The organism is Acinetobacter nematophilus, from assembly GCF_026344175.1.
Taxonomy (GTDB): domain Bacteria; phylum Pseudomonadota; class Gammaproteobacteria; order Pseudomonadales; family Moraxellaceae; genus Acinetobacter; species Acinetobacter nematophilus.
Genome location: NZ_JAPKMY010000006.1, coordinates 33,968 through 59,354, shown reverse-complemented (window position 1 = coordinate 59,354; position 25,387 = coordinate 33,968). Strand labels below are relative to the sequence as shown.

20 protein-coding genes and 3 pseudogenes are annotated in these 25,387 nt (G+C 38.1%); 4 read left to right on the top strand and 19 right to left on the bottom strand.

Going from position 1 to position 25,387, the window contains the following annotated elements; all coding sequences use genetic code 11:
* Positions 1 to 128: 128 nt before the first annotated feature.
* Both OSH00_RS12335 and OSH00_RS12330 read right to left on the bottom strand, forming a co-directional pair.
* Positions 129 to 905: a TrmH family RNA methyltransferase gene (locus OSH00_RS12335; protein WP_266130650.1), complete on the bottom strand. Its 777-nt coding sequence runs from the start codon at positions 903 to 905 to the stop codon at positions 129 to 131.
* 109 nt (positions 906 to 1,014) lie between these two features.
* The gene (locus OSH00_RS12330) at positions 1,015 to 1,989 is read right to left on the bottom strand and encodes a class 1 fructose-bisphosphatase (RefSeq protein WP_266130649.1); all 975 of its coding nucleotides are present in this window, start codon (positions 1,987 to 1,989) and stop codon (positions 1,015 to 1,017) included.
* Between the two features lie 174 nt (positions 1,990 to 2,163).
* On the opposite strand from OSH00_RS12330, the gene OSH00_RS12325 reads away from it, so the two are divergent.
* Positions 2,164 to 2,349: an NF038105 family protein gene (locus tag OSH00_RS12325; protein WP_004824653.1), complete on the top strand. Its 186-nt coding sequence runs from the start codon at positions 2,164 to 2,166 to the stop codon at positions 2,347 to 2,349.
* Between the two features lie 251 nt (positions 2,350 to 2,600).
* Here the strand turns inward: OSH00_RS12325 and pal are convergent, their stop codons facing one another.
* The 13 genes and pseudogenes from pal to OSH00_RS12265 form a co-directional block, all read right to left on the bottom strand.
* Positions 2,601 to 3,170: a peptidoglycan-associated lipoprotein Pal gene (gene pal, locus OSH00_RS12320; RefSeq protein ID WP_196076268.1), complete on the bottom strand. Its 570-nt coding sequence runs from the start codon at positions 3,168 to 3,170 to the stop codon at positions 2,601 to 2,603.
* 51 nt (positions 3,171 to 3,221) lie between these two features.
* Complete coding sequence (tolB, locus tag OSH00_RS12315) at positions 3,222 to 4,505, bottom strand: Tol-Pal system beta propeller repeat protein TolB (protein WP_266130648.1); 1,284 nt, start codon at positions 4,503 to 4,505, stop codon at positions 3,222 to 3,224.
* 222 nt (positions 4,506 to 4,727) lie between these two features.
* Entirely contained in the window at positions 4,728 to 5,192 is a 465-nt protein-coding gene (locus OSH00_RS12310) for an energy transducer TonB (protein ID WP_266130647.1), read from the bottom strand.
* A 71-nt stretch (positions 5,193 to 5,263) separates the two neighbouring features.
* Positions 5,264 to 5,725, bottom strand: coding sequence for a cell envelope integrity TolA family protein (locus OSH00_RS12305; RefSeq protein WP_266130646.1), 462 nt, complete (start codon positions 5,723 to 5,725; stop codon positions 5,264 to 5,266).
* 50 nt (positions 5,726 to 5,775) lie between these two features.
* On the bottom strand, positions 5,776 to 7,122 hold the full coding sequence (tolA, locus tag OSH00_RS12300) for a cell envelope integrity protein TolA (RefSeq protein WP_266130645.1): 1,347 nt from the start codon (positions 7,120 to 7,122) through the stop codon (positions 5,776 to 5,778).
* Positions 7,123 to 7,125: 3 nt separating this feature from the next.
* A complete protein-coding gene (gene tolR, locus OSH00_RS12295; RefSeq protein ID WP_266130644.1) occupies positions 7,126 to 7,575 on the bottom strand; it encodes a protein TolR in 450 nt (149 codons plus the stop codon).
* Positions 7,575 to 8,273 carry a protein TolQ gene (gene tolQ, locus OSH00_RS12290; protein ID WP_266130643.1) on the bottom strand — a complete coding sequence of 233 codons (699 nt, stop codon included), beginning with the start codon at positions 8,271 to 8,273 and terminating at the stop codon, positions 7,575 to 7,577. The genes tolR and tolQ overlap by 1 nt, the downstream gene beginning before the upstream one ends.
* Before the next feature lie 24 nt (positions 8,274 to 8,297).
* Entirely contained in the window at positions 8,298 to 8,705 is a 408-nt protein-coding gene (gene ybgC, locus OSH00_RS12285; protein WP_196076262.1) for a tol-pal system-associated acyl-CoA thioesterase, read from the bottom strand.
* Between the two features lie 1,355 nt (positions 8,706 to 10,060).
* A pseudogene (locus OSH00_RS12280) lies at positions 10,061 to 10,476 on the bottom strand (integrase core domain-containing protein); the annotation flags it as partial.
* Positions 10,413 to 10,598 (bottom strand): annotated as a pseudogene (locus tag OSH00_RS20570) (transposase); the annotation flags it as partial. The pseudogenes OSH00_RS12280 and OSH00_RS20570, both read right to left, overlap by 64 nt.
* A gap of 250 nt (positions 10,599 to 10,848) precedes the next feature.
* A complete protein-coding gene (locus OSH00_RS12275) occupies positions 10,849 to 11,244 on the bottom strand; it encodes a DUF4345 domain-containing protein (protein WP_266130642.1) in 396 nt (131 codons plus the stop codon).
* Complete coding sequence (hchA, locus tag OSH00_RS12270) at positions 11,241 to 12,113, bottom strand: glyoxalase III HchA (RefSeq protein ID WP_266130641.1); 873 nt, start codon at positions 12,111 to 12,113, stop codon at positions 11,241 to 11,243. The genes OSH00_RS12275 and hchA overlap by 4 nt, the downstream gene beginning before the upstream one ends.
* A gap of 1,422 nt (positions 12,114 to 13,535) precedes the next feature.
* Positions 13,536 to 14,945, bottom strand: coding sequence for a short-chain fatty acid transporter (locus tag OSH00_RS12265; RefSeq protein WP_266130640.1), 1,410 nt, complete (start codon positions 14,943 to 14,945; stop codon positions 13,536 to 13,538).
* Positions 14,946 to 15,739: 794 nt separating this feature from the next.
* Here OSH00_RS12265 and OSH00_RS12260 point away from each other — a divergent pair.
* A pseudogene (locus tag OSH00_RS12260) lies at positions 15,740 to 16,063 on the top strand (TonB-dependent receptor domain-containing protein); the annotation flags it as partial.
* Between the two features lie 155 nt (positions 16,064 to 16,218).
* On the opposite strand, the gene ruvB reads toward OSH00_RS12260, so the two are convergent.
* From ruvB to OSH00_RS12240, 4 genes are read right to left on the bottom strand one after another with little or no spacing between them, the layout of a single operon-like run.
* Positions 16,219 to 17,220: a Holliday junction branch migration DNA helicase RuvB gene (gene ruvB, locus OSH00_RS12255; RefSeq protein ID WP_266130639.1), complete on the bottom strand. Its 1,002-nt coding sequence runs from the start codon at positions 17,218 to 17,220 to the stop codon at positions 16,219 to 16,221.
* 17 nt (positions 17,221 to 17,237) lie between these two features.
* Positions 17,238 to 17,840, bottom strand: a complete 603-nt coding sequence (gene ruvA, locus OSH00_RS12250; RefSeq protein ID WP_266130638.1) for a Holliday junction branch migration protein RuvA — start codon at positions 17,838 to 17,840, stop codon at positions 17,238 to 17,240.
* A 22-nt stretch (positions 17,841 to 17,862) separates the two neighbouring features.
* Entirely contained in the window at positions 17,863 to 18,528 is a 666-nt protein-coding gene (locus OSH00_RS12245; protein WP_266130637.1) for a hypothetical protein, read from the bottom strand.
* Positions 18,528 to 19,868, bottom strand: a complete 1,341-nt coding sequence (locus OSH00_RS12240; protein ID WP_266130636.1) for a deoxyguanosinetriphosphate triphosphohydrolase — start codon at positions 19,866 to 19,868, stop codon at positions 18,528 to 18,530. The genes OSH00_RS12245 and OSH00_RS12240 overlap by 1 nt, the downstream gene beginning before the upstream one ends.
* A 534-nt stretch (positions 19,869 to 20,402) precedes the next feature.
* Between OSH00_RS12240 and OSH00_RS12235 the strand changes: the two genes are divergently transcribed.
* Positions 20,403 to 21,140, top strand: a complete 738-nt coding sequence (locus tag OSH00_RS12235) for a hypothetical protein (RefSeq protein WP_266130635.1) — start codon at positions 20,403 to 20,405, stop codon at positions 21,138 to 21,140.
* A 185-nt stretch (positions 21,141 to 21,325) separates the two neighbouring features.
* The gene (gene purL, locus OSH00_RS12230; RefSeq protein ID WP_266130786.1) at positions 21,326 to 25,159 is read left to right on the top strand and encodes a phosphoribosylformylglycinamidine synthase; all 3,834 of its coding nucleotides are present in this window, start codon (positions 21,326 to 21,328) and stop codon (positions 25,157 to 25,159) included.
* Positions 25,160 to 25,387 lie beyond the last annotated feature (228 nt).

Here is a 25,387-nt window from a genome sequence, read left to right as displayed (position 1 = left end):
CCACCATTATTTTAAATTCATATCACTATAACGTTTAAAAAATGGTTTGGGTTGACACGTAAATCAATTATTTTTTTCAGTTTAAATGATTTTCTTCAATAACGGGCGATATTTAAAATAATTTAACCTTAAAGTCGTTGGCGAACCATTTCAAAGAAACAGATTGAGCCTGCAACAGCAACATTGAGTGATTCTTGACCACCTGGTTGTGGAATAGATACGGCTTCTGCACGTTTCAGTGCAAATTCTGAAACGCCTTGACCTTCATTGCCCAAAATCCACACACATTGTTTACGTAAATTTTTCGAGTAAAGACTTTCTGCTTGGTGTGAGCTGGTCACATAAACAGGAATTTTGAATTGCTTTAAAATATCTTCGATTACAACATTTTCATAAGTTTGTAAAGAGAAATGCGCACCCATACCCGCACGGAGAACACGGGGTGACCATAAAGAAGCGGAACCTTTGGTACAGACGATTTGTTCGATACCTGCGGCAGCGGCAGAACGCAGTAAAGTTCCAACATTTCCAGGGTCCTGGACATTTTCAAGAATTAAAGTATCTTCGCTAAAATTCAATGCTTGTGTTGAAGTCGGCAAATCAACGATTGCAAGACAGGCAAGGCTTGTCCCTAATGTGCTTAGGTCCTTATATAACGCTTCACTGATGACAAACACAGCACCTTGGTATTGGTCAATGATTTCAGCCAGATCTTCATGATCCAACGCATGTTCAGTGGTGAAAATTGAATTAATTTTGCGTCCTTTTTCCAACCATGCAAGGCTTAAATGTGTCCCTTCGAGTACAGTTTGCCCTTGTTTTTTACGGTAAGTATTTTGCTCAATCAAACCTCTTAAGTGTTTAATTTTTGGATTGTCTTTTGATTCAAGGAAAATAGTAGGCATGGGAGAATAGATCCAAAAAAGAAGTAGGATCTGTTGTTTATCCTTAAGGGAATTTTCAACAGATCCTTACTGGTATCACGCTTTCAATGAGAGCGTAATATTAAAAGAATTAGTGGTGATAGCGAGTAACAAGTTCAACTTCATTTTTAGAGCCAATCACAACAGGAACACGTTGATGCAATTCAGTAGGTTGAATATCTAAGATGCGCACACGACCTGTTGTTGATGCTCCACCTGCCTGTTCTATTAACATACTCATTGGATTGGCTTCATACATTAAACGAAGACGACCTGCTTTTTGAGGGTCTTTGGTATCATATGGGTATAGGAAAATCCCGCTGCGGCATAGAATGCGGTGAATATCACCCACCATACATGCAACCCAACGCATATTAAAGTCTTTTTCGCGGACAGAAGTTTTACCAGCTTGAAGCTCATCAATATAGCGTTTTACAGGAGCTTCCCAGTGACGTTGATTAGAAGCATTGATTGCGTACTCTTTAGTATCCGCAGCCACTTGAACATTTTCAGAAGTCAGCAAGAATTGTTGCGTTTCCGGGTCAAAGGTAAAGAATACAACACCTGCACCAACAGTAAGTGCCATCATCGTGGATGGACCGTACAGAACATAACCCGCAGCAGCCTGTTGTGAACCAGCTTGCATGAAATCTTCAGCTTGAGTAATGCTATTTTGAGCTGGGAGAATTGAAAAAATTGTACCAACACACATATTAATATCAATATTGCTTGAACCATCTAAAGGATCAAATAGAACTAAATATTTGCCGTTTTCTTGCGCCGGTGTGAACTCATCTAATTCTTCTGAAGCTAAGCCACCTACATTTTGATTGGCTTTCAGTGCATCAATTAAATAATCATTGGAAATCACATCCAGTTTCTTCTGTTCTTCACCTTGTACATTTTCATGTTGAGCGCTGCCAAGTACACCTGCTAAAGCACCTTTTTGTAGCGCCTGATCAATGGTTTTGCATGTGTTGGCAATGGTTTCAATCACATTGGCAAGTTCAGGTGTTAAATTCCCTTGTTGTTGTTCTAAATATTGGGATAGGGTGCGATATGACATATCAGAGGTGCTCCAAAAGCGATAAATTTTGATACATTAAACAATAGCGGTATTTTAGATGAGTTCAGCTGAAAATAAAAATTATCCTGTGTTATTTGTCGTGAAATTACCCTTGCAAGTATTTTAGAAAGTGTTATGTTGGATATACGGATAATAGCGTAAAGGAGCACTCACATGACAACAGCAAAGTTTGAAGCGACTCCGACTCAAAATGAAGGTATTGATCTTAAAGAGATTAGTGCTGAAAATGTGAAAGAAGCATGGAAGAATTACGAAGCTAAACCTGAATTCAAAGAATTCAATAAGCACGATATGATTGAATCCATGCAAAGTCCCAAGCCAGACGAGTCAAAGGCTTAAGCAATAAGAAGCGTTTATCAGTTTGATGAGCGCTTTTTTAATTTTATGATTCACCTAAATTTTGCATCCTATCGTCTTAATCATGCTTAAAATCCATCATAAAGAAGACATTATCTTTCCTTTTCATTAATCAGTTGAAATTCCAGTTTTGATGTTTTAAAGCATTAAGGTCAGAGTGACAAATAGTCAGGATCGCCTAATATAAAAAATGCCCAATTGAATTGGGCATTTTTTATATTGATTTTGAAAAATTATTTTAACAATGGTGGAACAGCTTCGTAGTTAATTTCGACACGACGGTTTTCTTTCCACGCAGATTCATCATGCCCAGCATTAATTGGCATTTCTTTGCCGTAACTCACCGCTTCTAATTGGTTTGGCTTAACACCGTTAGTGATCAAGTAGCTTTCGACAGCTTTTGCACGACGTTCACCCAAAGCCATATTGTATTCGCGCGTACCGCGCTCATCCGTATGACCTGTTAAGGCAACTTTTGAATTTGCATTGGCAATTAAGAATTGTGCATGTGCTTGAAGTGTTTGATAGTCATCATTTGAAAGATCACTGCTGTCGTAGTCAAAATGTACAACACGCTTCGCTAAGAATGCTTTATTCGCTTCAGTTACACCTTTTGATGAGGCGCCAGCTAGATTTTGTGCATTTAAAGCTGCATCTTCGCTTAAACCTGTTGTGTTGACCGTAGTCGCACTATTAGGATTTGTTCCAGACTCTACTGTTGCAGCAGGTTTACGGCTGGCACAACCAGTCATGACCAAGCTTGCTGCAAGCAATGGTAAAGTTAGATATTGAATAGCCTTCATATTGATCTCCGATACTTCCTTTTTAAATTAAGTCATGCTACATAGTTTAAATTATTTAGGTGCCCAAGCTGGTTCACGTACTTCACCTTGTTCACTTGGTAAATTCATACGGAAACGACCATCTGTTGACATGATTGCCAATAAGCCTCGGCTGCCTTCACGCGTTGCGTATACCACCATTTGTCCGTTCGGAGAAAAGCTTGGTGATTCATCAAGACTTGTTGGAGTTAGAATATTGGTGATTCCAGTTGAAATTTCTTGAATCGCAACCTTGTAATTACTACCAGAAGGGCGATGTACCAGTGCAACATATTTACCATCGGCGCTAAGCGTACCACGAGCATTGAATGCGCCACGGAAAGTTAAACGTTTGGTTGAACCATCATCAAAGTTATAGCGATAAATTTGCGCTGATCCACCGCGATCAGAAGTAAAAATAAATGATTTGCCATCAGGTGCATAGCGTGCTTCTGTATCAATTGCACTGTCATTGGTCATGCGTTTAACTTGGCGAGTGTCTAAATCCATTTGGTATATTTCAGGATTACCATGCATGGATGCGGTAAACAACATCGACTTTCCATCAGGAGAAAAACTAGGTGCACCATTCAAACCGCGGAATGAGGCTAATTTCTCTCGGGCGCCAGAAGCCAAGTCTTGAACATAAATAGCTGGACGTTTTGTTTCAAATGAAACATATGCAATTTTCTTGGCATCAGGTGTCCAAGCAGGAGACAGAATAGGATCTCTTGAACTCAGAACAGTTTTAGGTTGCTCACCATCAGTATCAGCGATTTGCAGAGTATAACGTGTATCCGGTGTTGCAGGATTGCGTAGCACATAGGCAATACGTCCTGTAAAGTCACCTTGAATACCTGTCAATGCCTGATAGATGGCATCACTGATCATATGTGCTGCGGTACGTACTCGCGAAGCAGGAACTGTAAGTAATTCATTCAGTAAGAATTTTTGTTTTTCGACATCATACAATTGGTAATGTACAGCCAATGAACCATCAGGGTTTGCCTTGGATTCACCTAAAACAACATAAGGTACACCTGCAGCTTTCCATGCCTCTGCATTCACATTGTTTATGCTGGCAGTCGCAGGAAGATTTTTAGATGAACTGGTAAAACGACCAGAACGATTTAAATCCTGTTCAATGATCGGATAGATCGACTGATCATTACTAAAAGGAAGAATGGCAATTTTTGGTGCAGACTCAGGTGCTTTAGCAATTTCTAAATGCAATTGTGCATAGGATGTGGTGATCAATGCAGGGCTCAATGCAGCAATTATCGCTAATCCTAATAGACGTTTAGGCATGATTTTCATTGGACTTCATGTACTCAAATATCAATTTTTAACTATGCTTAGCTTTGTAGCATAAAGACATTATTTTAATCTATATAAAGCATGTAATTATGAATAAAAGATGATAATTCGCTGTTTGTTGATACAAAATAAATCTACATGTATGAGGTAGGAGAATTACAGTGTGTTAAGGCTGTCAAAACAAATTGATAGACAGCATAACTGTGGAGGAAACTTTGGATATTATTCTGTGGTGAAGTGAATGCGAATTTCTTGTAATTGTTTTTTAAGTGCTTGCTCCTCAGGCATTTTAAAGGGTGCTGCTTTATAAATCGCAGTTTTTATCGATAATGCAAATGCATCACTAAACTGTCCATCCAATAAAATATTTTTTATCTTTCCTTGTTCATCTAAATAAACATGTACATGAGCACTTTCTGCTAAATGGGTTACAGGTCTTTTCCAAAATTTTGTAATACGGTTTGCTCTGTGCTTATAAATTTGATTGATGAGCTGTGATTGATCAGTTTGGGTGGGCGGGTTCCTTGGCAAGCTTGGTGCAGCAGGTGGAATTTCATATATAGATGGGTTTGAAGGTATTTGCGGCGTATTGACTTCAACTGGTGTGTTGGTTTGAATTTTTTCGGCAAATGAAAATGTTGGGAAACTCATGAGCAAGCTGTGAACCAGTAATGTTTTAAATTGCATTTTATTTTCCCAAAGTGTCTTTGTGTTCTGATTGATTATCGATATCGTTTTAACAGCGGAGAATGCAAATTTTATTCTACAATAAAGTTGACCGAAAAACTTTGTACATCTCTTCTTACTTCCGGTTGAGTGGGCATTGTGAATGGCGCTACATCGTAGATCGCTTGCTCAATACTTGCCTTGATATCTGGATCTGCAGCGTTGACGACGATTAAGTCAATCGAGCCATTTTCTCTAAGTTTTATACGTGCGTTGCCATGAAGACCTGTTGCATTTATTGGCATATGCCAAGCCCTTAGAATTTTATGTTTAAAATCTTTTTTCGTACTGAATGCTAATTTTTTCGTTTCAGCTTTTTGTTCATCCGCAGGATTGTTTTGCTTTCTAAGAGCCGACACATGGGTATTCAATTCTGACGGATGGATAGATGAAAAATTAGGTTCTGCATTCTGGCTGATTTTATTTGCAAGTGTGTTTTGATAGATGGCTGACAGAAATATAAATACAAAAATTTTCACAGATACTTTGTCCATAGCTTGAATCAAATAACAACCCTGCCGGAGCAGGGTATATATTCTCGAACTTATTTGACAGTGAAGGTCGCTGTAAAGCTTCGTGCTTCGCGACGAGCATCCGGATCAGATGGCATTGGAAATGGTGCTGCATTGCGTACAGCTTGCTCAACACTTGCTTTGACATCTGGATTAGATGCATTCACGACGACTGATGCGACAGCACCGCTATCTGTCAGTGTAACTCGTGCAGTTGCTTTTTGACCAGATGAGCCAGCCGGCATACGCCAAGCATTTCGAACTTTATTTTCAAAATCTTTTTTGGCTGAAGATGCAATTTTTCTCACCTCTGCTTTTTTATTCGCAGCCGCTTCTCTTGCTTTTTCAGCAGCAGAATTTTTTTCTTCCTCTAATTCACGAGCAAGATCAGCTTTACGTTTTGCATCTGCTTTCGCTTTCGCCTCAGCCTCTGATTTGGCTTTTGCTTCTGCTTCAGCTTTACGTTTAGCCTCAGCATCTGCCTTGGCTTTGGCATTTGCATCAGCTTTGCGTTTCGCTTCAGCATCTGTCTTGGCTTTTGCATTCGCGTCAGCTTTGCGTTTCGCTTCGGCATCTGCCTTGGCTTTTGCATCTGCGTTACGTTTCGCCTCGGCATCTGCCTTGGCTTTGGCATTTGCATCTGCCTTGCGTTTCGCTTCCACCTCTGCTTTGGCTTTCGCAGCTGCCTCTGCTTTAGCTTGTGCAGCTTTTTCAGCCGCTTCTTTTCTTACTTTTTCAGCAGCTTCAGCTTTGCGTTTAGCTTCTGCATCAAGACGAGCTAATCTTGCTTTTTCAGCCGCATCTGCTTTGGCTCTTTGGATCGCTTCTTGTTTTGCTTTAGCAGCAGCTTCAGCTTTAATTTTTGCCTCGGCTTCCGCTTTGGCTCTTTCAGCAGCATTTTTTGCCTGTTTAACTTTTTCAGCCGCTTCTTGTTGTGCTTTCTCAGCAGCAGCAGCTTTTGCCTTTGCTTGTTCTGCGGCTTTTTCCTGAGCTGCTCGTGCTGCAGCGAGAGCCATTTTTTGTTCTAAAGCAGCCGCTTTTGCTTCTTCAGCTGCTTTTTGCATGTCTATGGCTTGAGTATCTGGCTTGTGCAGGCTTGGAATTTCAGGTGCAGTTTGATCAGGTTCAGCAGTTTGCTGGATATTTTCTGAAACTTTTGAGTCTGCTGTTTCAGTTGACTCACTATCTACCAATGGCTTAGGTTCTGGTGGTGGTAAATCTTCAGGTTTGATGAGAACCGTTTTAATTTGCTTTGGCGGTTCTGGTGGTCGACTCAGACCAAGAAAAAGTAAGCCAGTAATTGCTACCACATGAATAGCGAGGGTAAATCCAAGTGCAATCGCTTTTTCTTTAGATTGTGGCTTTTGAGTATTTTTCATAACTTACTTTACAGACTCAGTCAGTAAACCAACTTGACTTAAACCAGCATCTTGCAATGCAGACATAAGTTTCATCACTTCACCATATGGGCGTGATTCACTACCATTAATCAAAACGCTCAATTGTTTGTTATTTGCTTGTGCCAGTTTTTGATTCTCTGTGAGTATAGATTTAAGCTCTTCTAAAGTGAGTACATCATTGTTATGTGTTTTATCTTCAAGTTGAATGCTTCCGTCTGCATTAAGCGTCACAATAGCAGGTCGGTCTTCAGATTGAATGGGGTTATTGTTGGCTTGGGGTAAGTCAACTTTGACACCTGTGGTAATCATGGGAGCAGTGACCATAAAAATCACCAATAAAACCAGCATAACGTCGATATAGGGAACAACGTTCATGTCACTTTTTAAAGGCTTTTTGACGCGGTCAAAACGTCCAGAGCGTTGGATTGCCATTATTCAGCTTCCTGCGTAGTTCCCACAGACTGACGTTGTAACAGCGCCACCATTTCTTCAGCAAATAATGCACGATCTGAATAAATTTCTTCACCTTTGGCAGTGTAGTGGTTAAATGCCAATACTGCTGGAATTGCTGCAAATAAACCGATCGCAGTTGCAATCAGTGCTTCTGCAATGCCTGGTGCTACAGTTGCAAGAGTGACTTGTTCAACCTGAGCTAAACCGATAAATGCACTCATGATGCCCCAAACTGTACCAAATAAACCAACATAAGGTGCAACAGAGCCAATGCTGGCTAAAGCACTCAAGCCTTGTTCTAGACGACCTTGATCTCGACTTAAACCTACACGCAGGATACGTTCTGTCCCTTCTATCATGGGAACGGTATCTGCCTGACGCTTTTTCAATTTCAAATACTCACTTAAACCCTGATAAAAGATGTCTTCTAGACCATCACGTTTAGAGTTAAGTTGTGCATTGTTGTAAAGTGTATTGAGCTCAGCGCCTGACCAGAATATTTTTTGAAAATGATCATCGCCTTGGCGAGCTTTTTTATAGCTCATATGTAACTTGGCAATCAGATACCAACTAAAAACAGATGCAAGTACTAAGACCAGCATGACCAATTGAACCACAGGGCTCGCTTGTAAAATTAAATCAGAGATGTGCAGAGAGGATTCTAGTTGTGTTGCCATAGTTACATGTGCCAAAAGTATTTTTTATTCGTGAGCTAATTCTCGAAGAATTAAATCACGGATTTCGTCAGGAATTCTACGAGGTTTCATATCAGTACTTAAACATGCCAATTCTACCTCGCCAGAAGCAAGCATGATTTCACCACGATATATATTTTGTTGCAACACAAATGACGAAGCTTTACATGAAACTACACTTGCTGTAACAGTAATAAGATCGTCCATCAGTATAGGGCGTGAATATTTCAATGCAATTTTATGGACCACAAAATTGTAATCTTTTTGATGCCAGTAATGATCAATGCCAGAAGCACGTAACCATTCTGTACGAGCACGTTCCATGAAGCGAATATGATTGGCATGGTAGACGATTCCACCTGCATCTGTATCTTCAATATATACACGGATCTCAAATTCGAATTTATTACTCATGTTACTATGCATTCCTGTGTTGTTTATTGCATATCTATCAACTGCTTGTCAGTGCTGAATTGTTTTAGTTCAATTTCAAATCATTCAGTTGAAATAAAGAATTTTATATTGCTGACTGAATAGCTGAATTAAAATTTACAATCTCTATAAGGAAATAAATCAACCCTACCCAAACATTTAATGGATGTTTTGAGAAAAAATCTACATGAACAGTGAACTGGTTGATTGGGCAGTACATGTATATAGGCTTTAGACGCTATATTGCAGAAAAGTAAATTGATTTGATTCACTGATAGATTTTTCACAAGAATTCAGCACTAACTTCGGCGCAAATTTTAGCATAAGGTGTGTTTTCTCAAATGGCACAAGATTACATTCCGAATCTGGTGCGAGTAGCTGAAGCTGAGAAGAGTGAATATGATTTGAACCTATCAAGACAACATTTCATTATAGAATTTGTCTAAAGTAAATATCTAAAAAACAAGAGCGCTAAATGATAATGACAAGGTTGTTGATAAATACCTAGCAGATTGAAAAAATCAAAAAATAGGAAATATCCCTGAAATTCAAATGTAACAAACTACAGTAAATTAACTGCAAGAAGTCAAGCTCAGGTAAATAAGGCGAGAGCTATTTTTAGATCAATTTTTAAATTTTCAATCGACATATTTTAGATGCCAAAGATGAGTCAATAATTACAACTGTGAAACCTGTAACAACACTTAGATGCAAAAAGATCATGGAATAAAATCAAGTATCGTAAAGGGAATGTTGAACAAGAGGCGTTATCTGATTGAGTAACTGCTGTAATGAATTTTACCGCATGGAGACATTCACATAATACTGTTAGAAATCTTCTTTTAACTTTGCTCTTAACAGGTTTTCGTCGCCAAGAATACACATGTTTGAATGGGAGTCATAGGTCTAAAATATGGCTGGATAACTTTCAATGATCCTAAAAATAGGCAAGTACATAACCTATGGGGCTCGGTTAAGTAAGATCTATAATTTAACAAATTCGAATAGGATTGAATAAAAATAACAATATCAAGCTAATCAATACAATACCCATAACAATATGTAGGTAAAGAAACAATAATTTCATTCGTGATCTTCTTTTCAACTTTTAATAATATTATATTACATAAAATCTTAACAATCGTGGTCTTTTTGAAAATGAAATTACTGATAATCCTCCTTTTAAACTCTTCTGCTTATGCAAATGAAATAGATGAATTTATGAAAAATGGAAAAGTATTGTGATGAATTTGTAGATATAGTACTTTGAATAATAAGAAGAATAAGGTGAAATGCTTCATTTTTAAATTGATCTAATCAGGATAAAACCAAAGTCCTTATAATTGTTTAAATTTGTGGTTTACCATCAACTGACATATCAGGTCGTTCATGATTATAAAAGTGTTGTTACACTGGTGTATAGACTTGGATATCTTCAAGTTCTCAAAATAAATATTGATTCAAACGTTCATATTTGATTGTCCTGTTAAAATGTTGTTCTATATAAGGATTCTGTTTTGGATGAGAGGGTTAGGTAAATACATACTCAATTCCATGTTTACATCAAATTACTAATATACTCAGGCCTATTAACATTGCGTATGCGCTTTGATTTAACTCTCTATACAATTAATTGGTCCAATTCCCTCTGTATTCGTTGATCTGACAAAGAAAAATCCACCAATATATTTAATGCCTCACAGTTATAATCATTAATATTATTATGAATTCGATAAGTGTAACCATCACTGAAATATCCATATCTCCATGTTTTACTTTCCATTTATAAAATGTAATCGAAATCATGCCAAGTTCACGACATAAGTTAGGAACAGGCATTCCTGATTCATTTTGCTTTAAAATATTCATGATTAAACTGTCTGAGTATTAAGATTTTTCATACAAAATTTACTTTAACAGGATTATTTGATTTTCTACTTTTGACTTCAATTATTTTGAGGGGGATTACCAATAGGTGGTGACTGGTTGGAAGATTCAGTCACATATTCAATTGATAAAAATCCTTGGAGTGTTAGTGTGTTAGTTGCTGTTAAGAGTTTGGATATTAATTTCATTCAGTTGCCAAATAGATGAGGCCTAACACAATTTTTTAATGCCTAAATAACTAGATTTTATGTTTATGTTCTAAAATAAATTTTAGTCCAATTAGACCAATTATGAGCTCTAAAAGAAAATAAACAATTAAAAGAAAATGTGGTATTCCATCCACGAAGAAACTTGCAATTCTCCCGAAGGCTAAACCTAACATAAAAACGACTAAGCAGTATAATGCAGGGCGTGTCAATCGCTCATAACTTGCTCCTAAAAACCACATTACGATCTGTCCGAAATAAAGACCTGTTACAGCACGCATAATATGCTTTAAATTGATGTTATCAACATTAATCTTATAGAGGATGTTTAGTGTTTTTTCAGGCATTAAACCATAACTTAATGCAATAGGTATTAATCCTGTTGCAGCTATTGCTAAAAGTATTTTATCTGATCGTATTTTTGTCATTTAATTTCCAGAGATTCTAATAGTTTAGTAGCCCCCAATTTCCCAAACTCGTTTGCTGCTTTTGGGCTTGCACCTGTAATTAACTTTCTATCAATAAAACAGGTTCCATCTGCTTTTGAATTTACAAACTTCACTCCTAGTTTTTTTAATTTCTCTCCGTAAAACCAAGTTAATTTTCCTGGCATGTATCCGATTAAAGGAGTAAATTTGTCCATGCTATCCGGAAACGCAGCGATTTTATAACCATCAAATATAAAAGTATCTTTTCCATTTTCAGGTTTAGCAGCAAGTAAAGCAGCTGGTCCATGGCAAATAATTAAATTAAAAAGATCATTGTTATGAGCCCATTTTAATAAATGTCCAACATTTTTATCTTCTGGAAGTCCAAGCATTGCTCCATGTCCACCAGGAATAAAAATAGCAATATAATTACTCTCATCATCAAAAAATTCAGCTGAGGCGAAGTCTGCTAAACTTTTAGGGTTGCTGAATTGATCTTTATATGTTTCATAAATTGAGATTACATTTTCATCTTCTGTGGGCATTGCCCACATCTCGATTTTTACAGGTTTTCCTGTAGGTGTAAAAATATCAAAATCAAACCCTGCATTTTTAAAATGTAACATAGGAACCATCATTTCAACAGGGTGGTTGCCTGTTGAAAACAGTTTACCATTCTTCATTGGCATATGATTTTGTTCGGTACAGAGCACTAAAATTTTAAGACTTTTATCATCATTAGGTTTCTCATATTTCAATGGCGTGTAGTCTGTTATTTTTGAGGTGGCCATTTTTAATGAAAGTAGTGAGGGGCTATAAGAACCATCATCCGTTAATTGAGGACTTAATCCAAATAAACTTTTAATCATAGTAATTTTATCTCAAGTTTATGCTGTGGGTTTGTTGTGTTTGACTATTAAATTGTTGGATGTTTTTTTATTTAGAGCTATTTAATCTGTAATTTGTTTTAGCATGTGATGAAAGATTTGTCTAGTATAGTGAATCTACTCATCATAGATCTCTTTCATAAATCAAAAAGTGGTCGTATTATAAAACCTTATGGATGTTGAAAGTTCCTTGCCCCTAGTGGTTGAGAGAATAATTAATTTTATGAAATTAAAAATATTATTTTGGTTTTCTATGCTACATCTGATTGGTATATTTTTAGTTTATATACTTTCATTTATGACAAGAAATAATCACTATGCCATATCTATCGATATATTCTTTGTAGGTTCATAGGTTGTTTTATTTGCATTGGCACTGTTGCTGAGAAGTGCAAAAGCAATATCAATTAGTTTGCTATCTATGGTGCTTGCGGTTGGTATGAATTTTTTTAATATCAGTATTAGCTATCAGAAATGGCTTGAACGTGAGCAACCTGAATCAGGGCATAGATAGGTTTTTCACCGTTTTAAGAAAGAGTGAATAATAAAAAAACTTAATGATTATCAACGATGAGCATAACAGCTCAATTTCGGTAATGATTTCTGATGATATTTCCACAAAAATAACAGCAGGCTTAGCACTAAAACATATTATAAATTTAACAGCCTATCTAACAGCGATATGCTTCATTCATCTATTTGAATGCGCCATCTAGTATCAATATTGATGATGAAAAGAATGGAAATCTTTATGTACTACATGTATCAATTGAAGTTTCAAAAAATGATCATGGGGGCGTTAATATTGAGCATATTATGACTCGAGTTAGTCGTGATTTAATTGTTTCAGTTGGAAAATGCGAATCGTTATAAATAAGTCGAAGTATTAATCAACGCTCATTTTTGTGGTTTTGCTTTAAAAAAATGACAATTATCACACTAATTTAATTTTATTAAACAATTAATTTATAAAAACTTGAAAATTATTTTATTCCATTATATAAATCAACTTTCTTTGCAATGCGTACACTTGGCTAGCAAAGGTTTTTGCCCACTTCCCCAATAGTGGGCTTTTTTTTGAGAGTATGATTGAAAGCTGATTGTCCTTTAGAAGCGTTTTGGATACATATCCTGGTGGTCAGTTAATCATTTATATTTTAGAAAAATGCTTATACATCGCAAATTTATAAATAAAAGGTCAAAAAAGCGAAAGTTTTCAATGGTTGAATCAATACTTTAAGAGAATTTTGTTTTAAAATGATATATCTATTTATATATCAATAATTTATGATTTTTCTAAGAATAGTTGTTTAAAATAAGTTTTGAACAGAAGACTTATTCAACAGGAAATTATGTTGAATAAGTCACTAAGAAGGACAATGTGTAAAAAAGCCTTATCAGTTTTTAAAATATCGGTGGGGTATAGGTGAGGGTACGCCCAAGAATCCACAATAAGAATAAAACCAATGGAAGATGGAACACCAGCTGGGTTACGGTAAATCCGATAACGTCTTTGGCTTTTAGTTTTAGAATGCCCAGCATTGGTAACATAAAGAATGGGTTAATTAAATTGGGTAAAGCTTCTGCCGCATTATAAATTTGGACAGACCAACCTAAATGTACTTTTAAATCTTGTGCAGCCTGCATGACATAAGGTGCTTCAATAATCCATTTCCCCCCACCTGAAGGAATAAAAAAGCCTAAAATCGCAGAATAGAGTCCCATGACAACTGCGAAGGTTTCTTTAGATGCAATTGACACAAAAAATTCAGCAATATAATGAGATAACGATAAATCCTGTGCATTGATTGCATTGGTCATGATAAAGGCAATACTGCCATAGAGTGGGAATTGAATCAGTACACCCGAAATTGCAGGGACGGCTTTAGAAACTGCATTTAAAAAGTTTCGAGGTGTGCCATGTAAAGCAATACCGAGCATGAGAAAGATAAAGTTATAAGTGTTGAGACTGGAGATGGCTATAATTGGATTACTCTTGGTAAACTCATTAAACATCCAGATCAGTCCTAAAACTACAATTAAAATACTGAGTATGGGGGAGTTTTCTAACCAGTCACCAGGGCGCTTTTGGTCTTGTGCTTGGCTTTTTTCGTCTTCAAAATGGATATCAAAATCATCTACAGTCTTGATGCTATTTGCTTTAGGTGCAGACCAAAATGCAATAGCAATTGATACAATAATCAAGACTGCAGTCATCATCATTGACTGTGGCAAAAAGATCGTTTCAGAGAAGGGGATGATTCCAGTTAAATTGTACAGCGGTTCAGGTAAGCTCGCTTTATTGGCTTGTAGTTGAGCTGCAGAAGAACTAATTCCAAGCGCCCATGTTGCCCCCATACCAATAATAGCAGCGGCAGCGGCGGCACGATAATCCATGTTGAGTTCTTTACGTTTGGACAGTGCAATCACCAAAAGGGCTGTTAAAACTGTACTCATTGCCCAGTTAATCAGTGAAATCAATAAACTTACTGTTGCAACAAAAACGATTGCATTTCTTCCTGAAGTGGGAATCTGAGCCATTTTTTGAATGAGTATTTCGATCGGTTTAGAGACAGAAACTACATAACCGACAACAATCAGCATGCACATTTGCATGGTAAAAGGAATCAGACTCCAGAAACCATTGCCAAATGAAATTGCAACATCATGAACAGGTGCTCCTATTCCAATAGCAGCGATGGCAACAATGATTACACCTAAGAGTGCAAAGATATAGGAATCAGGAAACCATTTTTCTGACCAGTTACTTACTCTTATGGCAAATTTTTGTAATATGTTGTGAGAACTATCCATATTTAAATATCCTATTTATTTGGCGATAAAGCGACTGCATCCATAGTGAAAATATTGACGATTTCTGATTGGCTGGTCTGCATCAGCCTGTTTTAAGTATTTGTATAAAATTGATTTTTGAGCTATTGATCCATAAAGTTTGACTTTTAAAACTTACACTCCTTGTAAGCCTACTTGTTTGATTCGCTGTTTTATCGTGAGATAAAACATTCATGCTGTTTCTATAAGATTATTAACATTGAATTGAGCAATTTATAAATTTAAACTTTTAAACGTATGATAAGTAAAACTCATTAATCCAAAGCGTACAGCCATATTTTTTGCATGGCGAAATAAAAGCAACCGCATAGGATTTGATTCAACTTTTTATACGTTTTAATGTTCAAAAAACCTCTCTCGTTTTAAAAAAAAATTTTTCCATGCTCGAAGAACTAACAAGAATGGACTAAAGCTTTACATCAGGGAGTTTCTCAATTTGCATGATTACAATGATTGATAGGCGTACTGTAGAAAATAGAAATCTATAAAAGATTAATTTTAACAATTATTTAGAGTGATATCTTTGAATAGAAGATTTCTTGTTATTGATTCTGAAAATTACTTTTTAGTCATATTTAATTTTGTGTGTAATATTTTTTACTATTTATTGTGCGTTTTGTTTTTTTTGCACAAATAAGAATAATTATTATTTGTATCTACATGTTTTGAATTTTATCTGGTTTATCAATGGGGATTTATGTATGAGAAAGTTGGTTTGTTGTCCTGTTTCGATAGCACTTTTAGGTATTACAACAAAATGGCAAGCCGACGATAGAATTCAATTGTGGGCGAGAGGCGAGTATCGAAGTGAGCGTGCACGCTATAGGTCCACTTATGCAAATTTAATAGCGACTGAAAAAGGGGTATATGATACCTTGGGTGACGATAAAGCCTACGCTTTGATGCATGTGGGATCTAATTTTAATATAAATGATAAAGTTGATATTGGTGTTGGCTTATATCATGTTTTTGATAAAAACTTTGTTGATTATCAAAATGTAGGTTCTCTTTATTATAACCGATATAGAAATATCCAAGAAGGTCGTCGTGTTCAATTAAGTACGACCTTTAAATTTTAAGGATGAGTTTATATCAAAGCTTAATCCTGACAGGTTTTGATATTTGGTGGTAAAGATTTTGATTTTTCAAATATTTTTTAATTGATCAGAAGAGGTTTTTGTTTTATTTATGAATGGCGAAAAGGCTCGGGAATATTTAATATTCCCGATATGACTTACTTGGGTTCGGGAGGAGCCATACCAAATTGTAAATAAGCTTGATTGGTCGCAATACGTCCACGTGCTGTACGCATGGCATAACCTTGCTGGATTAAATAAGGTTCAATGACATCTTCTAAAGTACCAGAATCTTCAGCCATTGCTGCGGCCAAAGCTTCAACACCTGCTGGGCCACCATCAAAGCGCTCAAGTAGCATCGACAAATAGCGACGATCTAGTGTGTCCAGTCCATCTTTATCGACATTCAGCATATCCAAGGCACGTTGCGCCATTTCCTGAGTTACTTCGCCTGTTCCCTTGACTTGTGCATAATCTCGCACACGCCGCAATAAACGGTTGGCGATACGTGGTGTACCACGAGAACGACGTGCGACTTCAATGGCTCCCTCTGAAGTCATCGGTACATCCATCAAATGTGCTGAACGAGCGACAATGTGGGTTAAATCTTCAACTGAATAGAATTCAAGACGTTGCACAATACCAAAACGATCACGTAATGGAGAGGTAAGTAAACCTGCTCGAGTTGTTGCAGCAACCAAGGTAAATGGAGGTAAATCCAGCTTAATCGAACGTGCAGCAGGACCCTCACCGATCATAATATCAAGTTGATAGTCTTCCATGGCTGGATAAAGAATTTCTTCAATCACAGGGGAAAGACGGTGAATTTCATCAATAAACAGTACATCACCTTCTTCGAGATTGGTCAGCATGGCTGCCAAATCACCTGCACGCTCTAAAACAGGACCAGATGTAGACTTGAGGTTTCCCCCCATTTCACGTGCGATGATATTGGCCAAAGTGGTTTTACCTAGACCAGGTGGACCAAAAATCAAAGTATGATCTAATGCTTCACCACGGCCACGTGCTGCACCAATAAAGATTTCCATCTGCTCACGGACAACGGGTTGTCCGATATAGTCATCCAATGATGTTGGGCGTATGGCGCGATCAAAATGATCTTCAGGTTTTTCAGTCCCACTGATTAAACGGTCTTGCATGAGTATTTTGATCTGTCTTATTTATTCATGGATTTGAGTGCGGCACGGATAATATCGCTTGCTTCAGTGTAGTCTGCTTTCACGTTATTAATCAGTTTTTGCGCTTCTAAAGGTTTATAGCCTAAAGATTGTAATGCAGCTTCAGCTTCAGCAACAGCAGAATTACCCGTAAATTGTATTTGAGTTGAAGCTGAATTACTTGCTGTTGTACCCGTAGAAAATGCTTTAAAGCGATCTCTCAGTTCAATCATCAAGCGTTCCGCTGTTTTGGTTCCTACACCTGGGACTTTGACCAATGTTTTGACATCACCATTTTCAACAGTATGCACTAGCATTTCTACGCTGAGGGTAGACAAAATACCTAAAGCCATTTTAGGTCCAACGCCATTTACTTTGAGTAAGGTACGGAAAATGGTTTTTTCTTGCGCATTTGAAAAACCATATAACAATTGAGCATCTTCACGTACAGCTAGATGCGTCCATAAAGTGACTTGTTGTCCTTTCTGCAGTTGGCAAAATGTGGAAAGCGGGGTGTCGATTTCATAGCCCACACCATTAACATTCAAAAGTACAGTAGGGGCTTCTAGGGCTAGGACTTCACCGATAAGACATCCGATCATTGCATGGGTTCACTTATTTTGTTCATGGTTGAATAGTAGATGCCATTTGCTCTAAACGCAAAATTGCTTTGAGAATTTCTTTACGATTTCGCGCAGATTTTATCCAAGCAGGCAGGCGGGAAAAATAACTGGAATTTCCTGTGCTTTGTGTTCTTTCACGTAGCTCCGCTTGGACATAGGACTTGAGTACCTGTAAATGCTCAGGATTATGTATGTACAGATTGCCAAGTCGGGTATGAGCGGTTAAATACAGTTTAAGTCCAAATTGTGTATGCTCCAGTCGATTTGCATTGGCATAGTCAATATCTTGTGATTTTACGCTGAGTTGTGAGGTCTTATTACACACAGGGCAAGTTGCTTCAACATGCGCCACCGGATTTTTAAGATGACGTATCCTGTGGTTTACACTCAGTTGAGTTCCGCCACAGAAATGACAGCGCTCGGTGACATAAACATAGTAATGACCATTAAATTCTTTATTGTACTGGCTGGCATGACTATCTAAATGGCGATTGCATTGATTACATGTAAATACAAAGTGTGAAGTGCAATCACAACTGAGTGTTGTTTTATCTAACTTTTGATAACGAATTATTCCAGGGGCTTGGCAGTCAGGACAATGCACCCATTGATCGGCAAAAATAAACTGATATTTATAAACTCCATCATCTACATAGCGTGATGTCATCAGAAAAACCCAACCTTATTACCTTGAAGTTCTTGCGCCAAGTTATAGGCTTGGTGATCTGAGAACTTACTGACGATATCGAGAACCTGCATAATATTGTCATAATGATCGTCACTAAAGCGAGCACCAAAACGTTCTAATATCGACATCAAACGCCCATCTTTAAAACTTAGGGTTTTATGTGGGGTGGTTAATGGGATAAACGCATCTAAGATATGCTGTAAACTTTGATGCGCAATAATTTCCAATCCTGACTTCTGTGGATGTTCAAAGATCTTTTCACGGGCAAGATTTTTGGCGCGATCTATCCCCAGTTCAATATCTTCAGAACAGTATTGCAATAGCGAGCCTTTGAGCTGTCCTGATAGAATTTGAAAATGTTGCTTTGCAAAAGCAGTCGTTACTTCTTCAACCAAACGCTTCATTACACGACCCCGTAATGCAGCAATTTTTTGTTGCCAAGTGGTATAGGGCATGTTCAATTCAGCCGGTACACCAAAATCCCCCAATAAATCAAGGAAAATAGGTTCAACCTCTTCATAAGCAAGCATGTTGAGAATAATCCCATCCTCTAAATCAATTAAGGCATAGCAGATATCATCTGCTGCTTCTAATAAATAGGTCAAAGGATGGCGGCACCAACGATATTCACCCAATTGAAGCAAGCCAAGTTGATCAGCAATTTGTTTGAGGATCTCTTTCTCAGCTTGATAACAGCCGAATTTTGCACGCTTGCTTGCAGGCGTATCACCTTGAGATTCTATGGTTTGGGATAGCCAGGGATACTTCAGGTAAGCTCCTAACGTTGCGTAAGTTAGGCGCATTCCCCCATCATGAGGATGGTAGTCAATTTTAGTCAATAAACGTAGACCTTGTGCATTGCCTTCAAACTGACGGACATCTGCTTGTTGCTCAGTGCTCAAGTCCTGTAAAAAATCGGTATGCGCGGCATCATCAAACCATTCACGAATGGCATATTCACCCGCATGTCCAAAAGGTGGATTGCCAATATCATGTGCTAAACATGCTGCTTGTATGATTGCACCCACATCGGCAGGAGAAATCCAGACGGGAAGTTCTTTTTGAATTTTTTCGGCTGCAAGCATACCCAATGAACGACCTATACATGAGACTTCAAGCGAGTGAGTCAGTCGTGTATGGATACCGTCATGTTGAGTCAGGGGATGAACTTGCGTTTTTCGATTCAGTTGTCTAAAACTTTGTGAAAATATGATGCGGTCATAATCTTTATGAAAAGGGCTTCGTGCCTGTTCTGTACTTTGCTTCTTACTTCCTAAACGAACAGTTGAGAGAAGTTCTAACCAACGCATTTGAGTCATTTATCATTTATCATTTTTTCGTTAAGGGTATGATGCCAAATTTATTGAGCATGTACTAGAGTCGTGCGACATAAGTTGTCATATTGTTGATTTATTTTCATATGAGAAATACAACAGGATGAAATCAGAATGACCTAGATATCCGTTGATGGTAAACCACCTAAATTTAAACAACTATAAGAACTTTGGCTTTCTATTTATTAAATCAACTAAAAATGGGACTATTACCGATTGGTACATCTTAAGTTTGAAAAAGGATGAGTTTCTACGAAGCTATTTAGTCTCAAATGCGTGTGAAGACACAACCGAAATGTCTTATAGACCTAAAGCGCACAAGTTTGATTCAAAACTTTCTTTTATACCTGTAAAAGATCAGCCATATTATCCAATACAGATTCAATATAAAGATAAATTGGAAGATGAAAACCAGATAAACAGAGTGGAATTTGATCCAAACTTAGGGATATATCGCTATGATTCGCTGACTATGCAACGTATGCTGTCAGAGTAACGCAAAATAATGAAGGGTATTCAGTGAATAATAAATTTATATTGTTATTTATAATTTTTTTATCAGGATGTAACCAAGCCGATAAAAACTTAAGCAGCCAAAATAAACAAATCGAAACTCAGAAAAATACGGAAGTGAGTAAATTTGAAATTGAAGAAAGTATTCCTGCGAAGCCTGAACCACTAGATCAAGCTTTAGCAACTTTTGCGTTTCAGGAAACCTCAGATGGTCATCTTGCCAATAATTGTATTTGGACAGATGACCCAGATGCACAAGGAAAAGTCTATTGGAGTATCATACCGAGCAGTATGTTGAATGGAAAATCTAAATTTACTGCCGAGGATCTTACGCCAAGCAAAGTAAAAATTGGACAGCCAATAAAAAACTGCAATGAAGGCTATCAAGATGAAAGAGCGAAATATGCTCATGCGATAGATCATAATGGCGATCTAGTGAATACGGTTGCCCTCAAATTAGACAGGATGACAGAAACAGCAGACCACCTTTATACAATTGATCTGAATAAAAACTCACATCCTGAAAAAATCTATGTGTGCTATAACATGGAAAGTTTAGATGTATTTTTTATAGATTCTGTACCTAAAAATCCCGATTTAAGACATGTAAATATTGAACTGTCCTATGCCATTGATGGGGAAATCGAACCAGATATTTCATGTGGAAAAGTTTTTTATCAAAAAAGTGGAATCATCGCAAAAGAAGATCCGAAAACAGGCGAGTCTACTTATCGTGCTCAATAATTCAATTGTTACGAATCATGTTTAAAGGTGAAAGTCAAAGTAAATCGAATGTTTAAAAGCAAGATTTCAGTATTTTTTAAGTTGGATATGACTAGCTGAAATCTTGCTTTCACAGTAGAATATGCGCTCTCTTCAAGTCACATTGAGGTAGGTTGCCAAAGCCTGCCCGTGGAGCCAAAAACAGCATGTTTATCGTTGCCGGTGCACCTGCACACTCTTCTTTTAAGCAAACACAACTATTAACACGCCTTGCGTCAATCAGTTCTGTTCAATCAATAGAAAGCCAATGGGTTTACCTTTTCGACCAAGCGCTCAACGAGCAACAACAGCAATCTGCTTTACAGCTTTTAAACGATGGTGCATCGTTTGAATTACATCAGGCAACCAGTGATGAAGTACAGATTTTAGTCACGCCACGTGTCGGTACAATTTCGCCGTGGTCGTCTAAGGCAACCGATATTTTTGCCAACTGTAATACGCCTGTACACCGCTTAGAACGCGGTGTTTTGTTTACTTTAAAGGGTATTTCTGAAGTATCCGAAGAAGTGAAGCAAGTTTTACATGACCGCATGACAGAAAGCGTTTTCAATAAAATTGATGATGCATCCGCATTGTTTTCAGAAACTGCACCTAAGCCGTTAAATTCAATTGATATCTTAGGTCAAGGTAAAGACGCACTTGTTAAAGCCAATTCTGAATTCGGTTTTGCATTATCAGATGAAGAAATTGATTATTTAACAGCAGCATTTAATAAATTGGGTCGTAACCCTCACGACATCGAGTTGATGATGTTTGCTCAAGCAAACTCAGAACACTGTCGTCACAAAATTTTTGGTTCTGAATGGACCATTGATGGTGAAAAACAACCATTATCATTGTTCCAAATGATTAAAAATACCTATAAAGAATCTCCGACAGACGTATTATCAGCTTATAAAGATAATGCATCGGTGATTGTTGGTTTTGATACGCAACGTTTTTATCCTAAAAAAGATGAAGCAACTGGGCATTATGTTTATAAATATAAGAGCCAAGCTGCCCACATCTTAATGAAAGTGGAAACCCATAACCATCCAACTGCAATCGCACCATTTGCTGGCGCGGCAACAGGTTCAGGTGGTGAAATTCGTGATGAAGGTGCAACTGGTCGTGGTGGTAAACCAAAAGCGGGATTAACAGGCTTTACGGTGTCCAACCTGAATATTCCGGGTTTTGAACAACCTTGGGAAGAGAATTACGGTAAACCATCACGTATGGCTTCACCACTTCAAATCATGATTGAAGGTCCATTGGGCGGTGCAGCATTCAATAATGAATTTGGCCGTCCTGCACTTAATGGTTACTTCCGTACGTTTGAACAAAATGTAAATGGTGAAGTAAAAGGTTTCCATAAACCGATCATGATTGCAGGCGGTTACGGTAACATCCGTCCAGATCACGTTGAAAAAGATGCGATTCAACCCGGCGATCTACTGATTGTCTTGGGTGGTCCTGCGATGCTGATCGGCTTAGGCGGTGGTGCAGCATCTTCTGTAGACAGTGGTAAATTGGGCGAAAACCTAGACTTTGCTTCGGTGCAACGTGAAAACCCAGAAATGGAACGCCGCTGTCAAGAAGTGATTGATGCGTGTTGGAGAATGGAAGATTTCAACCCAATCGTATCTGTACATGACGTTGGCGCGGGCGGTATTTCCAATGCAATGCCTGAATTGGTTAACGACCATGAGTTGGGTGCAATTCTCGATCTTCGCAAGATTCCATCACTAGAACCTGGCATGTCGCCAATGGAAATCTGGTCAAATGAAGCACAAGAACGTTATGTGTTGGCCATCAAACCAGAATCATTGGAATTGTTTGAATCTATCTGTGCGCGTGAACGTTGCCCATTTGCAGTATTGGGTGAGGCGACAGAAGCACGTCAATTGACTGTAAATGATCCATTGTTTGACAACAAAGCTGTGGATATGCCAATGCAAGTCATGCTTGGTGGTACACCGCGTATGAGTCGCTCATATGAAACGATTGAACGTACAGGTAATGCATTTGATGCTGCCCAAGTTGATCTGAAAGATGCAATTTTCCGTGTATTGAAAAATCCAACGGTTGCTTCTAAATCATTCCTGATTACGATTGGTGACCGCTCGATTACAGGTATGGTTGCGCGTGATCAAATGGTGGGGCGTTGGCAAGTACCTGTTGCTGATGCAGCAGTAACAACGACCAGTTTGCAGGGTTATACAGGCGAAGCAATGGCAATGGGGGAACGTCCGCCAGTGGCATTGCTGAATCCTGCCGCTTCTGCACGTTTAGCAGTTGCTGAAGCGATCAGCAATATCATGTGCGCCAATATTGAGCAAATCAGTGATATTAAGTTATCAGCAAACTGGATGGCGGCGGCAGGTCAAAAAGGTGAAGATCAGGCATTATTCGAAGGTGTAAAAGCCATTGGTATGGAAATGTGTCCTGCCTTGGGTATTGCGATCCCTGTCGGTAAAGACTCACTGTCTATGCGTACTACATGGAATGACCAAGGCGAAGATAAATCTGTTACTTCACCAATGTCGGGGGTGATCACTGCATTTGCACCGGTTTTAGATGTACGTAAAACATTGACGCCTGAATTGAAAAATGAAGATTCAGTTTTAGTACGTATTGATTTATCTAAAGGTCAGTTCCGTTTGGGGGGTTCTATTCTTGCTCAGGTGTATAAAGCAATTGGTTCAGTAACACCAGATGTCGATAGTTTTGATGATTTCAAAGCTTTCTTTACTTTAGTGCAAGATTGGAATAATCGTGGTTTGATCAAGGCTTATCATGACATTGGTGATGGCGGTCTTTTGGCAACTGTTGCAGAAATGATGTTTGCGTCACGCTTAGGTGTGGCACTTGAAAACCAAACGAATGAAAGCTTATTTGCAGAAGAAATCGGTGCAGTATTGCAAATTGCACAAGCAGATTGGGAAAGCTTAGTTGATGAGGTTGCAGCATCCAGCTTAAAAGATGCGATCAGTGTTGTGGGTACAGTAAACAGTTCTGATCAACTTGCTGTCAATGGTTTGCTGCTTGATCGTGCTGAGTTACAACAGGCTTGGACTGAAGTTTCTCATCAAATTCAACGTTTGCGTGATAATGTCGAAACTGCTGACTCTGAGTTTGCGTTGATTGGTGACCGTGAACATAAAGGTTTGATTGCTTTACCAACATTTGATTTAAATGAACCTGTTGAAGCGCCTTATATTAACGAACGTCGTCCAAACATGATGATTTTGCGTGAACAGGGTGTCAATGGACATGTGGAAATGGCCGCTGCCTTTGATAAAGTTGGCTTCAATACTGTTGATGTCCACATGAGTGATTTACTTTCCGGTCGTGTTGATTTAGATGACTTCGAAGGCTTGGTTGCTTGTGGTGGATTCTCTTATGGTGACGTTTTAGGTGCAGGTGGCGGATGGGCTAAATCTGTATTGTTCAATGCTAAGCTACGTGATCAATTTGAAAAATTCTTTAACCGTGACAATACCTTCTCCGTGGGTATTTGTAATGGTTGCCAAATGTTGGCACAGCTTGCGCCACTGATCCCAGGTGCAGACAATTGGCCACGTTTCCGTCGTAATACTTCAGAAGTATTTGAAGCACGGGTGGTGAATGTAAAAGTTGAAAAATCTCCATCTATTCTTTTAGAAGGTATGGAAGGTTCAATTTTACCAATCGCTGTCGCGCATGGTGAAGGTCGTGCAGAAACTTCTGCGGAAAACTTTGCTGCGTTAAATGCAGGTAATCAAGTGATTTTACGTTATGTCGATAGCTTGGGTAACGCGACTCAACAGTATCCACTCAATCCGAATGGTTCTCCTGAGGCGATTTCTGGCGTCACCTCAAAAGATGGTCGTGCAACGATTATGATGCCGCATCCTGAACGTAATTTCCGTGCAATTCAGCACTCTTGGAAGCCTGAAGAGTGGACGGAAGATGGTGCATGGTTACGTATGTTCCGTAATGCGCGTAAGTTTATTGGTTAATTAGAGCTAGACCAATGAATTGTAAAAGCCCCGTAAGGGGCTTTTTTTATTTATGATGGTTGAAAATGTTGAATACCTACTAAAATGAAAAAAAAGATGATTGGATGGGGGGGGAGTTATTTTGGATCAGTTTAGCAATCACTAGCATCATTATTATTAAAAGTTTTGAGGTAGGTATAAGGGATATACATAGATATTCAACATTTAAATCCTTCAAGTTTTGCTTTT

Excerpts from the sequence above, each read along its gene's own strand:
- OSH00_RS12335 (WP_266130650.1), bottom strand. The coding sequence starts at position 905 with ATGCCTACTATTTTCCTTGAATCAAAAGACAATCCAAAAATTAAACAC.
- OSH00_RS12330 (WP_266130649.1), bottom strand. The coding sequence starts at position 1,989 with ATGTCATATCGCACCCTATCCCAATATTTAGAACAACAACAAGGGAAT.
- OSH00_RS12325 (WP_004824653.1), top strand. The coding sequence starts at position 2,164 with ATGACAACAGCAAAGTTTGAAGCGACTCCGACTCAAAATGAAGGTATT.
- pal (WP_196076268.1), bottom strand. The coding sequence starts at position 3,170 with ATGAAGGCTATTCAATATCTAACTTTACCATTGCTTGCAGCAAGCTTG.
- tolB (WP_266130648.1), bottom strand. The coding sequence starts at position 4,505 with ATGAAAATCATGCCTAAACGTCTATTAGGATTAGCGATAATTGCTGCA.
- OSH00_RS12310 (WP_266130647.1), bottom strand. The coding sequence starts at position 5,192 with ATGCAATTTAAAACATTACTGGTTCACAGCTTGCTCATGAGTTTCCCA.
- OSH00_RS12305 (WP_266130646.1), bottom strand. The coding sequence starts at position 5,725 with ATGGACAAAGTATCTGTGAAAATTTTTGTATTTATATTTCTGTCAGCC.
- tolA (WP_266130645.1), bottom strand. The coding sequence starts at position 7,122 with ATGAAAAATACTCAAAAGCCACAATCTAAAGAAAAAGCGATTGCACTT.
- tolR (WP_266130644.1), bottom strand. The coding sequence starts at position 7,575 with ATGGCAATCCAACGCTCTGGACGTTTTGACCGCGTCAAAAAGCCTTTA.
- tolQ (WP_266130643.1), bottom strand. The coding sequence starts at position 8,273 with ATGGCAACACAACTAGAATCCTCTCTGCACATCTCTGATTTAATTTTA.
- ybgC (WP_196076262.1), bottom strand. The coding sequence starts at position 8,705 with ATGAGTAATAAATTCGAATTTGAGATCCGTGTATATATTGAAGATACA.
- OSH00_RS12275 (WP_266130642.1), bottom strand. The coding sequence starts at position 11,244 with ATGACAAAAATACGATCAGATAAAATACTTTTAGCAATAGCTGCAACA.
- hchA (WP_266130641.1), bottom strand. The coding sequence starts at position 12,113 with ATGATTAAAAGTTTATTTGGATTAAGTCCTCAATTAACGGATGATGGT.
- OSH00_RS12265 (WP_266130640.1), bottom strand. The coding sequence starts at position 14,945 with ATGGATAGTTCTCACAACATATTACAAAAATTTGCCATAAGAGTAAGT.
- ruvB (WP_266130639.1), bottom strand. The coding sequence starts at position 17,220 with ATGCAAGACCGTTTAATCAGTGGGACTGAAAAACCTGAAGATCATTTT.
- ruvA (WP_266130638.1), bottom strand. The coding sequence starts at position 17,840 with ATGATCGGATGTCTTATCGGTGAAGTCCTAGCCCTAGAAGCCCCTACT.
- OSH00_RS12245 (WP_266130637.1), bottom strand. The coding sequence starts at position 18,528 with ATGACATCACGCTATGTAGATGATGGAGTTTATAAATATCAGTTTATT.
- OSH00_RS12240 (WP_266130636.1), bottom strand. The coding sequence starts at position 19,868 with ATGACTCAAATGCGTTGGTTAGAACTTCTCTCAACTGTTCGTTTAGGA.
- purL (WP_266130786.1), top strand. The coding sequence starts at position 21,326 with ATGTTTATCGTTGCCGGTGCACCTGCACACTCTTCTTTTAAGCAAACA.